This is a genomic window from Massilia sp. CFBP9012, from assembly GCF_034045115.1.
Lineage (GTDB): Bacteria > Pseudomonadota > Gammaproteobacteria > Burkholderiales > Burkholderiaceae_D > Telluria.
Genome location: NZ_JAXCWM010000005.1, coordinates 164,442 through 184,408, shown reverse-complemented (window position 1 = coordinate 184,408; position 19,967 = coordinate 164,442). Strand labels below are relative to the sequence as shown.

The 19,967-nt window shown below is 64.8% G+C and carries 18 protein-coding genes; 5 read left to right on the top strand and 13 right to left on the bottom strand.

Annotation, left to right across the window (positions count from 1 at the left end):
- The first annotated feature begins 56 nt into the window (after positions 1-56).
- Positions 57-923 (top strand): 3-methyl-2-oxobutanoate hydroxymethyltransferase, encoded by an 867-nt coding sequence (panB, locus tag SOM61_RS09915; RefSeq protein WP_414674961.1) that lies wholly within the window; start codon positions 57-59, stop codon positions 921-923.
- 148 nt (positions 924-1,071) lie between these two features.
- Here the strand turns inward: panB and SOM61_RS09910 are convergent, their stop codons facing one another.
- Both SOM61_RS09910 and SOM61_RS09905 read right to left on the bottom strand, forming a co-directional pair.
- Positions 1,072-2,220: an MFS transporter gene (locus SOM61_RS09910; protein WP_320473931.1), complete on the bottom strand. Its 1,149-nt coding sequence runs from the start codon at positions 2,218-2,220 to the stop codon at positions 1,072-1,074.
- A complete protein-coding gene (locus SOM61_RS09905; RefSeq protein ID WP_320473930.1) occupies positions 2,217-2,993 on the bottom strand; it encodes a DeoR/GlpR family DNA-binding transcription regulator in 777 nt (258 codons plus the stop codon). Before SOM61_RS09905 ends, SOM61_RS09910 begins: the two co-directional genes overlap by 4 nt.
- A 176-nt stretch (positions 2,994-3,169) precedes the next feature.
- On the opposite strand from SOM61_RS09905, the gene SOM61_RS09900 reads away from it, so the two are divergent.
- From SOM61_RS09900 to SOM61_RS09890, 3 genes are all read left to right on the top strand, one after another.
- Positions 3,170-4,228: a sensor histidine kinase gene (locus tag SOM61_RS09900; protein WP_320473929.1), complete on the top strand. Its 1,059-nt coding sequence runs from the start codon at positions 3,170-3,172 to the stop codon at positions 4,226-4,228.
- 4 nt (positions 4,229-4,232) lie between these two features.
- Positions 4,233-4,976 (top strand): LytR/AlgR family response regulator transcription factor, encoded by a 744-nt coding sequence (locus SOM61_RS09895; protein ID WP_320473928.1) that lies wholly within the window; start codon positions 4,233-4,235, stop codon positions 4,974-4,976.
- A gap of 126 nt (positions 4,977-5,102) precedes the next feature.
- Positions 5,103-6,563 carry a high affinity choline transporter 1 gene (locus SOM61_RS09890; RefSeq protein ID WP_320473927.1) on the top strand — a complete coding sequence of 487 codons (1,461 nt, stop codon included), beginning with the start codon at positions 5,103-5,105 and terminating at the stop codon, positions 6,561-6,563.
- Positions 6,564-6,710: 147 nt separating this feature from the next.
- Here SOM61_RS09890 and SOM61_RS09885 read toward each other — a convergent pair whose 3' ends face one another.
- Both SOM61_RS09885 and SOM61_RS09880 read right to left on the bottom strand, forming a co-directional pair.
- The gene (locus tag SOM61_RS09885; protein WP_147935632.1) at positions 6,711-8,081 is read right to left on the bottom strand and encodes a glutamine synthetase family protein; all 1,371 of its coding nucleotides are present in this window, start codon (positions 8,079-8,081) and stop codon (positions 6,711-6,713) included.
- 80 nt (positions 8,082-8,161) lie between these two features.
- Positions 8,162-8,941 (bottom strand): gamma-glutamyl-gamma-aminobutyrate hydrolase family protein, encoded by a 780-nt coding sequence (locus SOM61_RS09880; protein ID WP_320473926.1) that lies wholly within the window; start codon positions 8,939-8,941, stop codon positions 8,162-8,164.
- Between the two features lie 408 nt (positions 8,942-9,349).
- On the opposite strand from SOM61_RS09880, the gene SOM61_RS09875 reads away from it, so the two are divergent.
- Complete coding sequence (locus SOM61_RS09875; RefSeq protein ID WP_320473925.1) at positions 9,350-9,877, top strand: PEP-CTERM sorting domain-containing protein; 528 nt, start codon at positions 9,350-9,352, stop codon at positions 9,875-9,877.
- 111 nt (positions 9,878-9,988) lie between these two features.
- Here the strand turns inward: SOM61_RS09875 and SOM61_RS09870 are convergent, their stop codons facing one another.
- From SOM61_RS09870 to SOM61_RS09830, 9 genes are all read right to left on the bottom strand, one after another.
- On the bottom strand, positions 9,989-10,357 hold the full coding sequence (locus SOM61_RS09870; RefSeq protein ID WP_320473924.1) for a nucleotide pyrophosphohydrolase: 369 nt from the start codon (positions 10,355-10,357) through the stop codon (positions 9,989-9,991).
- Positions 10,335-11,033, bottom strand: a complete 699-nt coding sequence (gene can, locus SOM61_RS09865) for a carbonate dehydratase (protein ID WP_123069023.1) — start codon at positions 11,031-11,033, stop codon at positions 10,335-10,337. The genes SOM61_RS09870 and can overlap by 23 nt, the downstream gene beginning before the upstream one ends.
- 193 nt (positions 11,034-11,226) lie before the next feature.
- The gene (gene dnaJ / locus SOM61_RS09860; protein ID WP_320473923.1) at positions 11,227-12,357 is read right to left on the bottom strand and encodes a molecular chaperone DnaJ; all 1,131 of its coding nucleotides are present in this window, start codon (positions 12,355-12,357) and stop codon (positions 11,227-11,229) included.
- 120 nt (positions 12,358-12,477) lie between these two features.
- Positions 12,478-14,427 (bottom strand): molecular chaperone DnaK, encoded by a 1,950-nt coding sequence (dnaK, locus tag SOM61_RS09855; RefSeq protein ID WP_320473922.1) that lies wholly within the window; start codon positions 14,425-14,427, stop codon positions 12,478-12,480.
- 121 nt (positions 14,428-14,548) lie between these two features.
- Positions 14,549-15,121: a nucleotide exchange factor GrpE gene (gene grpE / locus SOM61_RS09850; RefSeq protein WP_320473921.1), complete on the bottom strand. Its 573-nt coding sequence runs from the start codon at positions 15,119-15,121 to the stop codon at positions 14,549-14,551.
- A gap of 238 nt (positions 15,122-15,359) precedes the next feature.
- Positions 15,360-16,463, bottom strand: a complete 1,104-nt coding sequence (gene hemH, locus SOM61_RS09845; RefSeq protein ID WP_320473920.1) for a ferrochelatase — start codon at positions 16,461-16,463, stop codon at positions 15,360-15,362.
- 136 nt (positions 16,464-16,599) lie between these two features.
- The gene (locus tag SOM61_RS09840) at positions 16,600-17,028 is read right to left on the bottom strand and encodes an organic hydroperoxide resistance protein (RefSeq protein ID WP_147935640.1); all 429 of its coding nucleotides are present in this window, start codon (positions 17,026-17,028) and stop codon (positions 16,600-16,602) included.
- 277 nt (positions 17,029-17,305) lie between these two features.
- Positions 17,306-18,970 (bottom strand): DNA repair protein RecN, encoded by a 1,665-nt coding sequence (recN, locus tag SOM61_RS09835; RefSeq protein ID WP_320473919.1) that lies wholly within the window; start codon positions 18,968-18,970, stop codon positions 17,306-17,308.
- Between the two features lie 66 nt (positions 18,971-19,036).
- Entirely contained in the window at positions 19,037-19,939 is a 903-nt protein-coding gene (locus tag SOM61_RS09830; protein ID WP_320473918.1) for an NAD kinase, read from the bottom strand.
- Positions 19,940-19,967: the final 28 nt, after the last annotated feature.

Genomic DNA, 19,967 nt, shown 5'->3' with positions numbered 1-19,967 from the left:
GGGCGCCGCATTACACTACGCGGATCTGGACGTTCCAGTTTTACCAAAGGATTTGTATGAGCTCTTATTTGCAGGGTAACGATATGGCCACGACCGGCGCCGCCACGGTGCCGATGCCGGTGCCAGCGTTGCCGAAGGCCGTGACCGTTCCCGCGCTGCTCGCCAAGCGCGCAGCCGGCGACAAGATCGCGATGCTGACCTGCTACGACGCCAGTTTCGCATCGCTGATGGACCGTTGCGGCGTCGAGATCCTCTTGATCGGCGACTCGCTGGGCATGGTCTGCGCCGGCCACGACTCGACCCTGCCGGTGACGGTGGCCGACATGGTCTATCACACGGCCTCGGTCGCGCGCGGCAACAAGAACGCGCTGGTGCTGGCCGACATGCCCTTCGGCAGCTACGGCAACCCGCAGCAGGCCTACGACAGCGCGGTGCAGCTGATGCGCGCCGGCGCCCACATGGTCAAGATCGAGGGCGGCGCCTGGCTGGCCGACACCGTGCGCCTGCTGGTCGAACGCGGCATTCCGGTGTGCGCGCACATCGGCCTGACCCCGCAGTTCGTGCACCAGCTGGGTGGTTTCAAGGTGCAGGGCAAGACCGGCGAAGGCGCCGAGCGCCTGAAGAACGACGCGCTGGCGCTGCAGGCGGCCGGCGCGGCCGTGGTGCTGCTCGAGGCGGTGCCCGCGACGCTGGGCAAGGAAGTCACCGAGATGCTCTCGGTGCCGACCATCGGCATCGGCGCCGGCCCCGACTGCTCGGGCCAGGTGCTGGTGATGCACGACCTGTTGGGCGTGTTCCCGGGTCGCAAAGCGCGCTTCGTCAGGAACTTCATGGATGGCCAGACCAGCATCGACGCGGCCGTCATGGCCTATGTCGCGGCCGTGAAGGACGGCAGCTTCCCGGCGCCGGAGCACTGCTTCTAAGAGAGCATCATGGGCCAGCAATCGACTTCGCGTCTGTTCCTGGCCCTGTGGCCGTCGGCCGCAAAGCTGGGATCACAAAGCTGGGATCACAAAGCTGGGGTCACAAAGCTGGGGTCAGGTCCGACCCCACGTCCTGTGCGCGAGTACGTTACCGCTTGAGCACCCCCGCGCTCAGCGCGATGACGATCCCCGACAGCGACAGCGCACCGAGCGCCACCATCACGCTCGAGTGCACCGCCACCCAGCCCAGCACCGGCGGCGCCAGCAGCAGGCCGCCATAGCCCAGCGTCGCCACCGCCGCCACGCCCGCGCCGGGATGCATGCCGGGGATGCGCGCGGCGGCGCCGAACAGCAGCGGCACCACGTTCGCCGCGCCCAGGCCGACCAGGGCGAAGCCGCAGCTCGACATCACGAAATTGGTGCTGAGGACCGCCAGCGCCAGGCCAGCGAACATGGCCAGGCCGCCGATCACCATCACCCGCGTCGCGCCGACGCGCAGGATGATGCGGTCGCCGGCGAAGCGGCAGGCCGCCATCGCGATCGAGAACGCCGAGTAGCCCAGCGCCGCCGACGCCGGCGAGGCGCCGGTGCGCTCCTCCAACAGCAGCGCGCTCCAGTCGACCAGCGCGCCTTCGACCGCGAAGCACAGCAGCGCCAGCAGGCCGAGGCCAAGGGCGGCGCCGCGCGGCAGCATGAAGTGGCTGCCGCTCGCATGCGCGGCGAAGCCCAGCACGCGCGGCGCCGTCAGGGCCAGCACCACGGCGGCCGCCACCGCCACCATCAGCGCGCCTTCGCCATGCCCCAGGCCCTGGCCGACCAGCACGCCGCCCAGGCTCGCGCCGAACAGGCCGCCCAGGCTGAAGAAGCCGTGGAACGACGACATGGTGGGCAGGCCGCGTGCGGTCTCGACCTCGCTGGCGTTGGCGTTCATGGCCACATCCAGCGCTCCGTTGGCCACGCCGAACAGGAAGGCCGCCACGAACAGCAGCGGCAGGCTCGGCATGCCCATGATCACGGCCGTCATCAGTGCGAAGGCAAAGCCCGACAACAACACCATGCGGCGCGTGCCCCAACGCCCGGTCAGGCCGCCCATCAGCGGCATCGCCATCAGGGCGCCGCCGGCAATCGTCAGCAGCACCAGGCTCAGCATGCCGGTATCGATGCCCATGCGCGCCTGCACGGTCGGCACGTGGGCTGCCCACAGGCCGATGCCGGCGCCGTTGAGGAGGAAGACGGTCGAGATGGCCCAGCGGCCGGCTTCGACGCTGCGGGGAATCGCGTTGGTGACGTGGGTCATGCTTCGGCCTTTGCAGTCAATGTCAGATCGAGTTGAGGATGGCGTTCGCGCAGACGCGCAACGGCCTGCGGCGGCGCATCGGATTCCAGCACCAGCTGGTCGATGCGCTCCAGCGCGCCGAACAAGAAGGCGGCGCGCTCGTCGAAACGTTCGTTGAGCACCGCGGCAGCGCAGCGCGCGCTCACCGCCAGCATCGCTTCCTTGAGCGCCGCCTCCTCGGGATTCGAGGCGGCCAGGCCGCGTTCGACATCCACGCCGCAGACGCCCACCAGCGCCAGGTCGGGCCGCAGGCGCCCGACCTCGGCCAGGGTGGCCGCGCCATAGGTCGCGCCTTCGTCAGGGTGATAGGTCCCGCCCAACAGCACGATGCGCGTACGCCTGAAATGCCCCAGCGCGAGCGCGATCTGCGGACTGTTGGTGACGATGGCCGCCGCGCAGCCGTCTTCCAGCAGGCGCGCCAGCGCCAGGTGGGTCGAGCCGGCGTCGATCAGCACCGTCTCGTCCGGGCGGATGCATGCGCGCAGGCCGTGCGCCAGCAGCATCTTGCGCGGCAGGTCGGCCTCGGCGCGCTCGCCGAAACTGGCCGCGCGCCGCAGCCGCACCGCGCCGCCGTGCACGCGCCGCAGCAGGCCGGCGGCGTCGAGATCGCGCAGGTCGCGCCGGATGGTGTCTTCGGACGTCGCCAGCCGCCCCGCCAGCTCGGCGGCCAATACCCGCCCCTCACGCTCGACCGCGTCGACGATCGCCTGGCGCCGTTCTTCCGGCAATTGCATAGTTCGCTCCAGTTCGTTTGATGCGCCACTGTACACAAACCGGCAATTTCATGCAACAACATGCAGAAACGCGCAGAGATGCGCGTCGTCGCATCCAGGACGCAACTGGCGCCGTATTTCCTGCAACTGAGCGCATGGCATGGCGCAAGCGACGCAATCTCGACGATACTTTGCAGATGAACCAGACCAAGCCCGCTTTCCTTTCCCCCATGTGGCGCATCTACCTCGGTGCCTGGCTGGCCTATATCGTGTTCATTGCACTGGTGCTTCAGAACGAAACCCTATTGAGCGGCAAGTTCGATCCGGTCATGGTGTTCTACGCGTTCGTGAGCATCGCACCGGCCGTGCCGGTATTGGCATTGACCTGGCCGCTCACGGGCTGGTTCGAACAGCGCCAACTGGGACTGACCTGGCGTTTCGCGATTCATCTGGCGGCGGCGCTGCTGTTTGCCAGCGGCGCACATTTGCTGCAGGTATTGCTGCAACAGACCCAGGATCGTGCACTGGACTGGCATATCTGGCCATTCATGTACAACGTGATGATCTATGTGATGGTGGCAGGAATCTTTCACACCGTGCGCGCCAATGCCGCCGCCCAGCGCCAGGCCCTGGCCGTCCAGCAGGCGCAAACCTTGCTGGTGGCCGCCGAACTGGGCGCGCTGCGCAGCAAGCTCAATCCCCACTTCCTGTTCAACACCCTGCATTCGATCATCGCCCTCACCCAGCGCAATCCGGCCGCCGCCGAGACGGCGCTGTTTCAGTTCTCCGACATGCTGCGCTACGTGCTGGACACCGAGCGCAGCGGCAATGACCGCGTCACGCTCGACGCCGAGCTGCAGTTCGTGCGCGACTACCTGGAGCTGGAGCAGCTGCGCCTCGGGCCGCGCCTGCAGGTGCAATGGGATCTCGATCCCGACGCGGGCGACTTCGTGCTGCCGGCCCTGACCCTGCAACCGCTGATCGAGAACAGCATCAAGCACGCGTTCAATCCCTACACCCGCCCCGGCCTGCTGCGCATCGAGAGCCGGCGCGACCCGCAGGCCGGCACGCTGCGCCTGACCGTAAGCGACGACGGCCCCGGCGCCGCGCAAGAGACGATCGCCGCCTCGCCCGGCCTGGGCATCCGCACCATCGGCCGTCGCCTCGAACTCGATTACGCGGGACGCGCCGCGTTAACGATCGATTCTCGCCCCGGCGCCGGCTTTGCTGCCTGCGTCACCTTGCCCTGTGCTTGAGACCATGACCAAGACCGTATTCTTCGCCGAAGACGAACCGCTCGCGCGCGACGTGCTGCGCGACGCCATCTATGCCCACCGTGGCCTCCTCCTGGTGGGCGAAGCCGCCGACGGCGCCAGCGCGCTCGAACGCATCGGGCAGTTGCGGCCAGATGTCGTGTTCATGGACATCCAGATGCCCGAGATGACCGGCCTCGAGGTGCTGCGCCGGCTCGACTACCTTCCTAGAATCGTGTTCACCACCGCCTACGACCAGTACGCGGTGACCGCCTTCGAGCTGCACGCGGTCGACTACCTGCTCAAGCCGTTTACCAGGGCGCGGTTCGCGGCCAGTGTCGCGCGCCTGCTCGAAGGCGCCGAACAGCAGCAGGATCGCGCCGGCATCGAGGATGCACTGGCGCGCGCGGCGAGCGGCCCGGTGCGGCTGGACCGCATCCTGGTGCGCGACCGCGGCCGCATCTTCCCGCTCGCCGTGGGCGAGATCGAATACATGAAGGCCGATTCGAAGTACACGGTGATCGTGGCGCGCGGCCAGCACTTCCTGGTGCGCATCGGGATCTCGGAACTGGAAACGCAGCTCGACCCGCAGCGCTTCATCCGCGTGCACCGCTCGGCGCTGGTCAATCTCGATTTCGTCGAATCGATGCGCGCCGACGAGCAGTCGCAACTGCAGATCTTCATGCGCGACGGCGCCTGCATCGGCGCCAACCGCGAAGCCTCGAAGCTGCTGCGCGATATGTCGATCTAGGCGCCTTACCATCAAAACAACATCGACCGGCAAAACGGCAAAGTTGGTCCTGCCGCCGGCTTCTGCATTTATAATCGCGGATTTTCCGCCCGATAATAATTCCTGGACTTCGGAGCATTCACCAGCATGAATATCACCCTGATCTCTTTCGTCGTGCTCTACCTGTTGGGTACGCTTGCCCTGGGCATGTGGGCGGGCACGCGGATCAAGAACACCAGCGACTTCGCCGTCGCCGGCCGCAGCCTGCCGCTGATCATGGTGATCACCACCACCTTCGCCACCTGGTTCGGCGCCGAGACCGTGATGGGCATCCCCGCCAAATTCGTGCAGGGCGGCCTGAACGCGGTGGTCGAGGATCCGTTCGGGGCCGGCATGTGCCTGATCCTGGTCGGCGCGTTCTTCGCCGCCCGCCTGTATAAACTGAACCTGCTGACGATCGGCGACTACTACCGCCAGCGCTACGGCAAGGGCATCGAGGTGTTCTGCTCGGTGGCCATCATCATGAGCTACCTGGGCTGGGTCGCGGCCCAGATCACGGCGCTGGGCCTGGTGTTCTCGGTGCTGACCGCAGGCGCCATGTCGCCGGCCGTGGGCATGATCGTCGGCACCCTGACGGTGCTGATCTACGTGGTGGTGGGCGGCTTCCTGGCCGTCGCCGTGACCGACTTCATCCAGATGATCGTGCTGGTGGTGGGCATGAGCGTGATCGCCTGGTTCGCCGCCGACCTGGCCGGCGGCGCCGGCAACGTGCTGGCGATGGCCCAGCAGGCCGACCTGTGGCGCTTCCTGCCCGAGCCGAGCCTCAAGGACGTGATGTTCTTCATCGCCGCCGCGGTCACGATGATGTTCGGCTCGATCCCGCAGCAGGACGTGTTCCAGCGCGTGATGTCGGCCAAGGACGCGCCGACCGCGCGCACCGGCGCCATCGTCGGCGGCGCCAGCTATATCGTGTTCGCCTTCGTGCCGATGTTCATCGTGGCCGCCGCCGTGGTCGTGATGGGCAGCACCGCGCTCGACCTGGCCCAGAACGACTACCAGCGCCTGCTGCCGACCTTCGTGATGACGCAGATGCCGCTGGTGATGCAGATCCTGTTCTTCGGCGCCCTGCTGTCTGCGATCAAGAGCACTTCGTCGGCCACCCTGCTGGCGCCGTCGACCAGTTTTGTCGAGAACATCCTCAAGAACCTGCGTCCCGGCATGACCGACCGCGAACAGCTGTTCGCGATGCGCGTCTCGATCGTCGTGTTCGCGGCCCTGGTGCTGCTGTACGCGATCGCGATGGAAGGCACCTCGATCTACGAACTGGTGTCGGGCGCCTACCAGGTGCCGCTGGTCGGCGCCTTCATCCCGCTGGTGATGGGCCTGTACTGGAAGCGCGCGACCACCCAGGGCGCGATCCTGTCGATCGGCGCGGGGTTGTTCACCTGGATCCTGTTCTTCGAGCAGATCACGTCGCTGGGCGAGCATTTCCCGGGCCAGCTGGCGGGGCTGATCGCGGCCTTCATCGGCATGGTGGTGGGGTCGCTGGCGCCGCAGGTGTTGAAGAATCGTGGCGAGACACAGGATGTGCTGGAGGCGCGGGCGTAAAGTAGTTGTTGGTACTTAGGTTCCCGCCTCCGCGGGAACGACGTGCGATAGGTGCGGGCCACGGTCGACGATCGTGGCCCGAGTCATTTATACGTCGTTCCCGCGGAGGCGGGAACCCAAGTTTGCATGAACAGCAACGCGCTTCAATCAAACATGCAACAACAAATGCTCCCGCTCCCACGGGCTGATCACCTGCATGAACTCCCGGTGCTCGAGCTCCTTCACCGCCGTATACACGTCGATGAAGCGCTCCCCCAGCACGTCGCGCAGCCGGTCCTCGCGCCGCAGCAGGGTGATCGCCTCCGATAACCCCTGCGGCAGCTCCACCGGCATGTCGTAGGCATTCCCTTCCACCATCGGTGACGGTTCGATCGCTTCCGTCATGCCCAGGTAGCCGCAGGCCAGCGTGATCGCCAGCGCCAGGTAGGGATTGGCGTCGGCGCCGATCACGCGGTTCTCGACCCGGCGATCCTGCGAGCCCGACACCGGCACCCGGAAGCCCACCGTGCGGTTGTCGATGCCCCACTGCAGGTTAATCGGCGCCGCCGTCTCGCGCACGATGCGGCGGTAGGAATTCACATAGGGCGCGACGATCGCCATCGCCGACGGCATATAGCGCTGCAGGCCGCCGATATACTGCTGGAACAGCGTCGACGGTGAACCGTCGTCGTTGCTGAAAATGTTCTTGCCGCTCTCGGCATCGACCACGCTCTGGTGCACATGCATCGCCGAACCCGGCTCGCCCGCCATCGGCTTGGCCATGAAGGTGGCGTACATATCGTGCTTGAGCGCAGCCTCGCGCAGGGTGCGCTTGAAATAGAAGACCTTGTCGGCCAGGCCCAGCGGCTCGCCGTGCTGGAAGTTGATCTCCATCTGGCCGGCGCCGATCTCGTGGATCAGGGTGTCGACGTCGAGATTCATCATCTCGCAGTAATCGTAGATGTCCTCGAACAGCGGATCGAATTCGTTGACGGCGTCGATGCTGTACACCTGGCGGCTGGTCTCGGCGCGGCCGCTGCGGCCGATCGGCGCCGCCAGCGGCAGGTTGGGGTCGATGTTCTTGGCGGTGAGATAAAACTCGAGCTCGGGCGCCACCACCGGCTTCCAGCCACGCTGCTCATACAGCTTGAGCACGCGCCGCAGCACGCTGCGCGGGGCGAAGTCGACCAGCTTGCCATCAGCGTAGTAGCAGTCGTGAATCACTTGCGCGGTGGGGTCGGCCGCCCACGGCACCATGGTGATGGTGCTCGGGTCGGCGCGCAGGATCATGTCGCGGTCGATGCTCGAGATGGCGCGCTCATAGGCGGAGTCGCGCTCGGGCGTGTTGCCGGTGACGGTCATGCCCAGCACGACTTCGGGCAGGCGCATGCCGCGTTCATCGGTGAATTTCACGCGCGGCAGGATCTTGCCGCGCGCTACCCCGGTCAGGTCGGGAACCAGGCATTCGATCTCGGTGACCCGCTTGGCGTCGAGCCACTCTTCCATGTCGGTATAGCTGAAGTTATCGCGAATTGCCATGTAGTTGCCTCACTGTCGTTGAAGGGTGCAGAAGGCAGGAGAGTCGGGGAGCCTCGGTCCCGGGCCCTTGGCAGAGGCGCTCATCCGGCGCTCCGGCGCCGTTCGTAATTCTCGCAGCGTCGTTCGTGATACTCGCGGCACGCCTGGCCGAAGGCTCCGAACATCTTCATCGAATACGGATTGTGCTGGATGCGCCACTCGGGATGCCACTGCACGGCCAGGGTGAAACCGGGCGCGTTCGACACGGTGAATGCCTCCACCAGACCGTCCTCCGCCAGGGCTTCGACCGTCAGGCCGGGCGCCAGTTCGTTCACGCCCTGCCCATGCAGCGAATTGACGGGAATCTCGGGCACGCCCAGGATGCGCTCCAGCAAGCCGCCGGGGCACAGGCTGACGTTGTGGGCGTCGCCGTACTGCTCATCCATGCCCAGCTCGGCTTTCTCGCGGTGGTCGAACTTGCCGGCGACGGTCTGCACCGCCTGGTGCAGGCTGCCGCCCAGCGCCACGTTCATCTCCTGGAAGCCGCGGCAGATCGCGATGATCGGCACGCCGCGCCGCACCGCTTCGCGGATCAGCGGCAAGGTGGTCTGGTCGCGCGCCGGATCCTGCGGCAGCGAGGGATCGAGCACTTCCTCAGAGTAATAACTGGGATGCACATTCGATGCCGAGCCGGTCAGCATGATGCCGTCGATGGTGCCGAACAGGGTGTCCAGGTCCAGCGACGCGCCGAGCGACGGCAGGATCAGGGACGCGCAATCGGCGCCAAGGGTGACGGCGTCGACATACTTGTGCTGGGCCGCGTGATACGGGTGCTCGCCGAAATCTCGCGTACATGCGGGAACGATGACGATAGGGCGCATGGTTTCTACCTTGTGTTGAGCGCACGATACCGAAACAACCGGATCCTGAGCGGGGGCCTTTAATCCAGATCACAACGCCAGCGAGGCGCTTCTCCTGCCGATCTGCTAATAAAAATGCGATTCCATGTCAAAAGCTTAACGGACATCGGCGAGCCCTGCCCACACGTTACGGGCCGTCACGAAACGTTTTTAGAACAATGTGAACAGCGAAGAAACAGGCAGACAAAGTCCCTACACCATTTGGTGGTGTCGGGCAAAGTTACATACAGTTGGTCAAAATTCCATGCGTTTTGGGTAAGCCTTTGATTTTAATCAAACGCTCATCAGTGGCACGCGATTTGCATAGTGACCCGTGCTTCATATCGAAGCGACGTGTTACTCGAAATCAAACCAAAACGGAGGGTAATCATGAAAGTCCTGAAAAAACTGGTAGGCGCCGCAGCCTTGATGGTCGCTACAACTGGTGCAGTCCATGCGATTGAATACACGAGCACGTATGACCCGGATCCGGACCGTCTCATCACGTTCATCACCCCGGTTTCATATTCCCATGACCTGACCTCGTCCGGACTGCCGGATAACGCCACGCTGAACTCGGCGATCCTGGAAGTACGCCTGTGGGATCTGCTGCTGGGCAGCGAAACGGTCAGGTTCTTCTTCAATGGCAACCTGTCCGACACGGTCCAGAATGTCAGCTTCTTTGGCCAGACCTACGATTTCGGCGTCGAAACGGAGCTGCAGCAGACCGGCATCCTGAACGTCACGCTCACCGTCGCCGGCCTCTTCCAGAACGTGAATCTGGCATGGTCGCGGCTGACCGTCGACGTGGACCCGATCACGCCGAGCGAGGTGCCTGAACCGGCTACCCTGCTGACCCTCGGCGCCGGCCTGCTGGGCGTGGCGGCTACCCGTCGTCGCACATTCCGCAAGGACTGATCGTCCTGCCGGCGGCGATGTCGCCGGCGCGGTTTGAAGGACCTGCCGCGGGCGGCGCCGCGGCAGGTCCTGTTTCATTCAGGCCGGCGCGCGACTACGCCGTCTGGAGGTTCACTTCTTGTATTCGTCGTACTTGCGCATATCGCCGCGCACCAGCTCGGCCGGATACTTGGCGCGGTTGAGCACCATCTTCTCTTCCACCGCCTGGAACAGGTCGACGTCCAGCTTGTCGGCCAGCCGCACCAGGTACACGAGCACGTCGGCCATCTCGTGGCGCACCTCGTTCAGCTTGGCGGCGCCGAGTTCGTCGGCGCGGCCCGCCTGCAGCCACTGGAAATGCTCCAGCAGCTCGGCCGCCTCGACGGAGAGGGCCGAGGCGAGGTTCTTGGGTGTGTGGAACTGGTCCCAGTCGCGCTCGTCCACGAAGGTTCGGACGATGGCGCGCAGGCGCGCGAGATCACTGTCCGCGGCGTTCGTCACGCACTTCTCCGCCGTCCAGGTAGCCGTTGAGCACGCGCTCGAGTTTCGGCGCGATCTCGTCGAAGCTGCTGACCGTGATGCCCAGGTCGCGCAGCAGGCCGTCGTGCACGCCGTACACCCAGCTGTGGATGGTCAGCGGCTGGCCGCGTTCCCAGGCGTCGCGCACGATGGTGGTGTGGGCGGTGTTCATGACCTGCTCGGCCACGTTCAGTTCGACCAGGCGGTTGGTGGCGGCGCGGCCGGCCACATTGCCCAGGTATTTGCCGTGCTTCTCGCGCACGTCGCGCACGTGGCCGAGCCAGTTGTCGGCCAGGCCGACGCGGATGTCGGTCAGCGCCGCGTGCACGCCCGAGCAGCCGTAGTGGCCGCAGATGATGATGTGCTTGACCTTCAGGACGTCGATCGCGAACTGCAGCACCGACAGGCAGTTCAGGTCGGAGTGCACGACCACGTTGGCGATGTTCCGGTGCACGAACAGCTCGCCCGGCGCCATGCCCAGCAGCTCATTGGCCGGCACGCGGCTGTCCGAGCAGCCGATCCACAGGTATTCGGGCGCCTGCTGGTCTTGCAGCGCCTTGAAGAAGTTGGGGTCTTCGGCCACCATCGAGGCGGCCCAGGTACGGTTCCGTTCAAACAGCTCTGCCGCGGTCAATCCCTTGGTCTTGTACTTGTCCATCGTGATTCCTTATATTGTCGTGTTGCCGTCGAGCGGGAGGCTTCCCGTTTGACGTTGCCGGGCCCATCTTGTGCGGGCTGAGGCGGTGCTCCTCAAAATTACGTGAAGTGTAACAGCGTTGCATGGCGCCTGGCTGCGGCCGGACCAGGCAAAAAAAACCGCCGAGGGCATGTGCCGGTCGACGGTTGAGAGCTTATTCGAAGAAGTCCTTGACCTTGTCCATCCAGCCCTTGCTTTGCGGGCTGTGCTTGGCGCCGCCTTCGATCGTCAGGCGGTCGAACTCGCGCAGCAGTTCCTTCTGCTTGTCGGTGAGCTTGACCGGGGTCTCGACCACCACGTGGCAGAACAGGTCGCCGGTATAGCCCGAGCGCACGTTCTTGATGCCCTTGCCCTTCAGGCGGAAGGTCTTGCCGGTCTGGGTGCCTTCGGGCACCGTGAACGACACCTTGCCGGTGAGCGTCGGCACTTCGATCTCGCCGCCCAGGGCTGCCTTGCTGAACGAAATCGGCATTTCGCAATGCAGGTCGTCGCCTTCGCGCTGGAACACCGCGTGCTGCTTGATGTGGATCTCCACATACAGGTCGCCCGGTGGCCCGCCGTTGGTGCCCGGCTCGCCATTGCCCGACGAGCGGATGCGCATGCCGTTGTCGATGCCGGCCGGGATCTTCACTTCCAGCGTCTTGTTGCGCTTGATGCGTCCGGCGCCGCCGCAGGCCGCGCACGGCTCGGGGATGATCTTGCCGCTGCCATGGCATTTCGGGCAGGTCTGCTGGATGCTGAAGAAGCCCTGCTGCATGCGCACCTGGCCGTGGCCGGCGCAGGTGGTGCAGGTGACGGGCTGGGTGCCCGGCTTGGCGCCGCTGCCGTGGCAGGTGTCGCACTTGTCCCAGCTCGGCACGCGGATCGTGGTGTCGAAACCGTGGGCCGCCTGTTCCAGCGTGATCTCGAGGTTGTAGCGCAGGTCGGCGCCGCGGTACACCTGCGGGCCGCCACCGCGGCCGCCACGGCCGCCGCCGAAGATATCGCCGAAGATGTCGCCGAAGGCGTCGCCGAAACCGCCCGCGCCGCCGCCGAAGCCGCCGCCCATGCCGCCGTTCGGATCGACGCCGGCGTGACCGTAGCGGTCATACGCTTCGCGCTTCTCCGGATTGGTCAGCATCTCGTAGGCCTCCTTGACCTCCTTGAACTTCTCTTCCGCTTCCTTGTTGTCCGGGTTGCGGTCAGGGTGGTACTTCATCGCAAGCTTGCGATACGACTTCTTGATCTCGTCTTCCGACGCACCCTTTGCGACCCCGAGGATCTCGTAAAAATCACGCTTCGCCATGGTCGGCACCTAAAGTTATCTGCTGAATTCTTTTCACTCAAAAAAACCGAGCCGATGGTCCCGTCAAGGTATCGGCTCGGCCTGTGCGCAGGAGTTATCGAACTCCTGCGCCGTTGACGCTTACTTTGCGTCCTTCACTTCCTTGAAGTCGGCGTCGACCACGTCGTCGTCCTGCTTGGCCGACTGCTCGCCACCGGCAGCACCGGCGCCCGCACCAGCGGCGCCCGCGCCGCCTGCCTGCTGCGCCTGCATGTCGGCGTACATCTTCTCGCCCAGCGACTGCGCTGCGCTCGACAGGGCCGCGGTCTTGGCATCGATGTCCGCCTTGTCGCCGCTCTTGATCGCGCCTTCCAGGTCGGCGATCGCCGCTTCGATCTTCTCTTTCTCGGCCGCGTCCAGCTTGTCGCCGTATTCGGTCAGCGACTTGCGGGTCGAGTGGACCAGCGCGTCGCCCTGGTTACGGGCTTCGGCCAGTTCCTTGACCTTCTTGTCTTCTTCCGCGTTCAGCTCGGCGTCCTTCACCATCTTCTGGATTTCTTCTTCCGACAGGCCCGAGTTGGCCTTGATGGTGATCTTGTTTTCCTTGCCGGTGGCCTTGTCTTTCGCGCCGACGTGCAGGATGCCGTTGGCGTCGATGTCGAAGGTCACTTCGATCTGTGGCGTACCGCGTGCTGCCGGCGGGATGCCTTCCAGGTTGAACTCGCCCAGGCTCTTGTTGCCTTGCGCGATTTCACGCTCGCCCTGGTAGACCTTGATGGTCACGGCCGGCTGGTTGTCGTCGGCGGTCGAGAACACCTGCGAGAACTTGGTCGGGATCGTGGTGTTCTTGTGAATCATCTTGGTCATCACGCCGCCCAGGGTCTCGATGCCCAGCGACAGCGGGGTCACGTCCAGCAGCAGCAGATCCTTGCGCTCGCCCGACAGGACCGAACCCTGGATCGCGGCGCCGACGGCGACGGCTTCGTCCGGGTTCACGTCCTTGCGTGCATCCTTGCCGAAGAACTCTTTCACTTTCTCTTGCACCTTCGGCATGCGGGTCATGCCGCCGACCAGGATGATGTCGTCGATGTCCGAGACCTTGACGCCGGCATCCTTGATGGCGATGCGGCATGGCTCGATGGTCTTGGCGATCAGTTCCTCGACCAGCGACTCCAGCTTGGCGCGGGTGATCTTGAGGTTCAGGTGGACCGGCGCGCCGTTCGCCATGGCGATGTAAGGCTCGTTGATCTCGGTCTGCTGCGACGACGACAGTTCGATCTTGGCGCGCTCGGCCGAAGCCTTGATGCGCTGCAGGGCGATCGGGTCTTTCGACAGGTCCAGGCCGTTGATCTTCTTGAACTCGTCGATGATGTAGTCGATCACGCGCTGGTCGAAGTCTTCGCCGCCCAGGAAGGTGTCGCCGTTGGTCGACAGCACTTCGAACTGCTTCTCGCCGTCCACGTCCGCGATCTCGATGATCGAGACGTCGAAGGTGCCGCCACCCAGGTCATACACGGCGATCTTGCGGTCGCCCTTGTCGGTCTTGTCCAGGCCGAATGCCAGCGCAGCCGCGGTCGGTTCGTTGATGATGCGCTTGACGTCCAGGCCGGCGATGCGGCCGGCGTCCTTGGTCGCCTGGCGCTGCGAGTCGTTGAAGTAGGCCGGCACGGTGATGACGGCTTCGGTGACTTCTTCGCCCAGGTAGTCCTCGGCGGTCTTCTTCATCTTGCGCAGGACTTCAGCCGAGATCTGCTGGGCTGCCAGTTTCTTGTCGCGCACACCGACCCAGGCGTCGCCGTTGTCGGCCTTGACGATCTGGTACGGCATCAGCGAGATGTCTTTCTGCACTTCCTTCTCGTCGAACTTGCGGCCGATGAGGCGCTTGACGGCGAACAGGGTGTTCTTTGGATTGGTGACTGCCTGGCGCTTGGCCGGCGCGCCGACGAGGATCTCGCCGTCTTCCTGGTAGGCGATGATCGACGGCGTGGTGCGCGCGCCTTCGGCGTTCTCGATCACCTTCGGGGTACCGTTTTCCATGATGGCGACGCAGGAATTGGTGGTGCCCAGGTCGATACCGATGATTTTGCCCATGATGTGTTCCTTTAGTATTTGTGAATTTCTGATGGATTCAATATTGGGAAGGGATGGCGTGCTTTCAAGTGGCTCAGTTGACAGCGTCAGTTAGAACACACACGGATGCCGCCACCGGTCCTTATTTCGGCGCCGCCGCGGTCACGATGGCCGGACGCAGCAGGCGGTCGGCGATCATATAGCCCTTCTGCAGTACGCTGACCACGGTATTGGCTTCCTGCTCCGACGGCACGACGGCCACGGCCTGGTGCTTGTTCGGGTCGAGCTTGTCGCCTGCCTGCGGCATGATTTCAACCAGGCGGTTCTTCTCGAACGCGGAGGTGAGCTGCTTGAGGGTCATTTCGACGCCTTCCCTGATCGACTCCACCGTCGGGGCCTCGACCTTGACGGCCATTTCCAGGCTGTCGCGCACCGGCACCATGGCCTCGGCGAAGCTTTCGATGGCGAATTTGTGGGCCTTGCTGACGTCTTCCTGGGCGCGGCGGCGGATATTGTCCGCTTCGGCCTTGGCGCGCATGAAGGCGTCATGCATCTCGGCCAGCTTGGCTTCGGTGGCGCTCAGTTGTTCTTCGAGGCCCGGTTCGGCCGATGGCGCGGCCGGAGCAGCGGTGTGTGCGGTCGCACCCTCAGTGGCGTCGGCGGCAGGCGCCTCGCCAGCTTGCTGGAGCACCTCTTTGTTTTCTTGGTCTTGCATCGGAAAAACTCCTAGAATCAAGGACTTGGCTGAGTCAGAGACGTATCCGGATCGATACACAGCGCCCCAGATGGGGCGATCTCCTACAATTTCAAGGGGAATTGCAGAGATGGCATCTAAAAAACGGATAAATACGGCGCCCAGCACCAACAACCTGGCATTTTAGCAGGTTGTCAATAAGCAAGCGCTTGCCGGTGGCCGTGGAATCGATGCCAGGCGGGCGCTGGCATGCGACAGGTCAGGCGCCCAGGCGGGCCGCGTTCTGCGCGCCGCGCTCGGTGTCGAGGCGGCGCGCCTCGCGTTGGGCCGGGGTCTGGATCGTGGGCCAGCCGATCAGGTGCTGCTCGGCGATCTCGGCCATGCCGCGGATCCAGGACGGCGAGGCGTTCAGGCAGGAAATGTAATGGAATTCCTTGCCGCCGTTCGAGATGAAGTCGTGCCGCACTTCCATCGAGATCTCTTCCAGCGTCTCGAGGCAGTCGCTGGTGAAGCCCGGGCAGATGACGTCGATGCGCTCGACGCCGTCACGCGCCAGTTGCTGCACGGTCGGCGCGGTGTACGGCTGCAGCCATTCGGCCTTGCCGAAGCGCGACTGGAAGGTGACCAGGTAGTCGTCCGGCGCGAGCCCGAGCGCGTCGGCCAGCAGGCGCCCGGTCTTCTGGCACTCGCAGAAATACGGGTCGCCCAGCTCCAGGGTGCGCTTGGGCGTGCCGTGGAAGCTCATCACCAGTTTCTGGCCGCGGCCGTGGGCGTCCCAGTGGGCCTGCACGCTGTCGCGCAGCGCGTTGATATAGCCTTCATGGTCATGGTAGTGCTTCACCAGGCGCAGCTCGGGCACGTTGCGCACGCGCGCGTAATGTTGAAACACCGAATCCCAGATCGAGGCAGTGGTGGTGCCCGAATACTGCGGGTAGGCGGGCAGCACGACGATGCGGTCGCAACCGTCGGCCTTCAGCTGGTCGAGCACGTCGGGCAGGGACGGCGTGCCGTAGCGCATGGCCATCGCCACCTTGACGTCTTCGTGGCCGCGTTCGGCCAGCACGGCCTGCAGTTTTGCCGCCTGCTGGGCGGTGTGGATGCGCAGGGGCGAGCCTTCGCGGGTCCAGATGGTGCGGTACTTGGCGGCCGACTGGCCGGAACGGAACGGCAGGATGAACAGGTTCAGGATGAACCACCAGATGCGGCTGGGGATCTCGACCACGCGCGGATCGGACAGGAACTGCTTCAGGTAGCGGCGCACGCTCGAGCGGGTCGGCTCGTCCGGCGTGCCGAGATTGACCAGGACGATCGCGCTGGGCGACACGGTACCGTGAATGTGAGGCGGTTCTTTACGAAATGGCATAGACAGGAAAGTAGGAAAGGACCTGCCTATTATAAGTGGGGGGTATCGGCAAAGCGGATGACGCCCCCTTTTGCCGGAGTGGCGCCACCGCCTTCCGTGGCGCTGCCGCCACGGAAACTGTTCTGACTGCCAGGAATCAGGTGTTCACGTGCAGGCGCACGTCGATATTGCCGCGGGTGGCGTTCGAGTACGGGCACACGATGTGGGCCTTGTCGACCAGCTCTTGCAGCTGGGCCTGGTCCATGCCCGGAGCCTTGATGGTGAGATCGACTTCGATGCCGAAGCCGGTCGGGATCTGGCCGATGCCGACGTCGCCGGTGATGGTCAGGTCTTGCGGCAGCGCGACCTTGGCCTGGCCGGCCACGAATTTCAGGGCGCCCAGGAAGCAGGCCGAGTAGCCGGCCGCGAACAGCTGCTCCGGATTCGTACCCGAGCCGCCACCGCCGCCGAGTTCCTTAGGCGTGCTCAGTTTGAGGTCAAGGACGCCATCGGAACTTTTCGAGGTGCCTTCACGGCCACCTTGCGAGGTGGCTTGGGCGCGGTACAGGACTTTTTCGATGCTCATGCGAATTCCTTCCATGGTTGAGTTGGCGAACGATGCTGCGACGTGAGGGCCGCAGGTCGAACGTCACTCTGCCACAGAATGAAGAAAGCGGCATGACAACTAATTGGATAGGTGCAGACCAGCCTCTACCCGGCAGCCAGCGCCTCAAACACGTCGTTCCCGCGCAGGCGGGAACCTAAGGTTGTTAGCGCTGACGCTACGTTTGGCGGTATCGGCAGCGCGAAGGACTTGGGTTCCCGCCTTCGCGGGAACGACGTGCTGAGGCTGTTGGCCGATGTCAGGAAGCGAGCAACTCCCGCGCATGCTTGCGCGTGGTCTCGGTGATCTCGATCCCGCCCAGCATGCGCGCCACCTCTTCCACCCGCGCGCGGCTGTCGAGCACGTCGATGCGCGACACGGTGCGGCCTTCGCCGGTCGTGCCCTTGGCCACCTGGAAATGCTGGTTGGCCTGGCTTGCCACCTGCGGCAAGTGGGTCACGCACAGCACTTGCCGCTGCTGGCCCAGGCGTTTCAGGAGACGCCCCACCACCTCGGCCACGCCGCCGCCGATGCCGGTGTCGACCTCGTCGAAGATCAGGGTCGGCACCGTGGTCGCGTTCGAGGTGATCACCGAGATCGCCAGCGAGATGCGCGCCAGTTCGCCGCCCGAGGCCACCTTGACCAGCGGACGCGGCGCCACGCCGGCATGGCCGGCGACCAAAAATTCAACCTGTTCGAGGCCATGCGCGCCCGGCTCGCCGCTATTGAGACCAATGGCAAAGCTGCCGCCGCTCATGCTCAGTTCTTGCATCGCGGCCGTCACTTGCGTGCCCAGTTCGGCGGCGGCCTTGACGCGGCGCGCCGACAGGCGCCCCGCCACGTCCATATAGGCGGCTGCGGCCTTGTCTTCCTGCTTGCGCAGGCCCTCGATATCGGTGGCGTCGGCAAGCTGGCGCAGCTTGGTGGCCAATTGCGCGTGTTCCTCGGGCAGTTCTTCGGGCGTGACGCGGTACTTGCGCGCGGCGCTGTGCAGCGCCTCCATGCGGGCGTCGACGTCGCGCAGGCGGCCAGGGTCGAGCTCGACCTTGTCGATGTAGTTGTTCAGCTCGGACACGGCCTCTTGCAGCTGGATGCGGGCCGGCTCCATGCAATCGAGCACCGACTGCAGCTGGGCGTCGACGTCGACCAGCTTGCCGAGCTTGGCATTGAGCGAGGACAGCTGCGACAGGATCGGATGCTCCGATTCCGAGATCGCGGCCAGGGCTTCCTGGGCGCCTTCGAGCAGGCTGGCGGCATGCGACAGGCGGCTGTGCTCGTTGCTGATCTCGACCCATTCGCCGGCCTTCGGCGCCAGCTTGTCGAGCTCGCTCACCTGCCACTCGAGGCGCTCGCGCTCGATCAGCACGTTCTTGGCATTGGTCTCGTATTCTTCGCGCTGGCGCACCAGCGCGCGCCAGGCGCGCCAGGCTTGCGACACTTCTTGCGCCTCGATGCGCGCCTGCGGATCGCGCACCGCGATCTGATTGTCGAGCAGCGCGCGCTGGGCGTCCGGCTTGAGCAGCGACTGGTGGGCGTGCTGGCCATGGATGTCGACCAGCAGTTCGCCCAGTTCGCGCAGCTGGGCCGCGGTGGCGGCCACGCCATTGATATAGGCCTTGGAGCGGCCGGCATTGTCGATCACGCGGCGCAGCAGCGCCCCGCCCTCCTCGACGCCAAATTCATGCTGCTCGAGCCAGCTCGACGCCGCTGCGGTCGGCGAAAAATCGGCCGTGATGTCGGCTTTGGCCGCGCCTTCGCGCACCATGCTGGCGTCGCCGCGTCCGCCCAGCGCCAGTTGCAGCGCATCGATCAGGATCGACTTGCCGGCGCCGGTCTCGCCGGTGAACACCGAAAAGCCGTTCGAGAACTCCAGTTCGATGGCGTCGACGATGACGAAGTCGCGGATGGTCAGTGTGCGCAGCATGAAAAATCGGGTCTCCGGTGATTGGCGATTCTGTGGCGATCAGGTCAGGCGCTGGATCGTGGCGACTTACTTGAGCTTGCCGTCGTTGGTGGGGTATTCGTTCCAGTGCAGCTTCTGGCGCAGCGTGTGGTAGTAGCTCCAGTCGAGCGGATGCAGGAAGGTGATCGTGTGCGGCGAACGCGAGATGACGATCTGGTCGCCCAGTTGCAGGCTGGTGAAAGTCTGCATGTCGAAGTTCACGCTGATGTCGCGTCCGCTGACCAGCTCGACCACGATCACGCTATCGTCGGGCACCACGATCGGCCGGTTCGACAGCGCGTGCGGCGCAATCGGCACCAGCACCGTGCCTTTCATTCTCGGGTGCAGCAGCGGACCGCCGGCCGACAGCGCATAGGCCGTCGAGCCGGTGGGCGTGGACACGATCAGGCCGTCCGAGCGCTGGTTGTACATGAATTGACCGTCGACGGTCAGCTTGAGTTCGACCATGCCGGCGCCGGTGCCGCGCGCCACGACCACGTCGTTGACGGCCACGCTGCAGAAGATCTGTTCGCCGTCGCGCATCACGCGCGCTTCGAGCAGGGTGCGTTCCTCCAGACGCGAACGGCCCTCCAGGATCTCGCTGAGCGCCGGCAGCATGTCGTCGAGCGGGATGTCGGTGATGAAGCCGAGCCGGCCCAGGTTGATGCCGATCAGGGCGATGTCGTATGCGGCCAGCTGGCGCGCGATGCCCAGCATGGTGCCGTCGCCGCCGACCACGATCCCGATCTTCGCCTGCGCGCCAATCTCGGCCACGGTCATCGAATCGATATCGTCCAGTTGCAGGTTGGCCGCGGTATCGGCCTCGAACACCACGCGGTAGCCCGCCTCTTGCAGGAAATCGCGGATGCGGCCGACCGGCTCTTCGACGCCTGCCGTGTTATGCCGCACAACGAGCGCGATGATCTGTTGCGGTTGGGGCGAAGCGGGCATGACGGTCTCTGCGGTATAGGGTTAAACG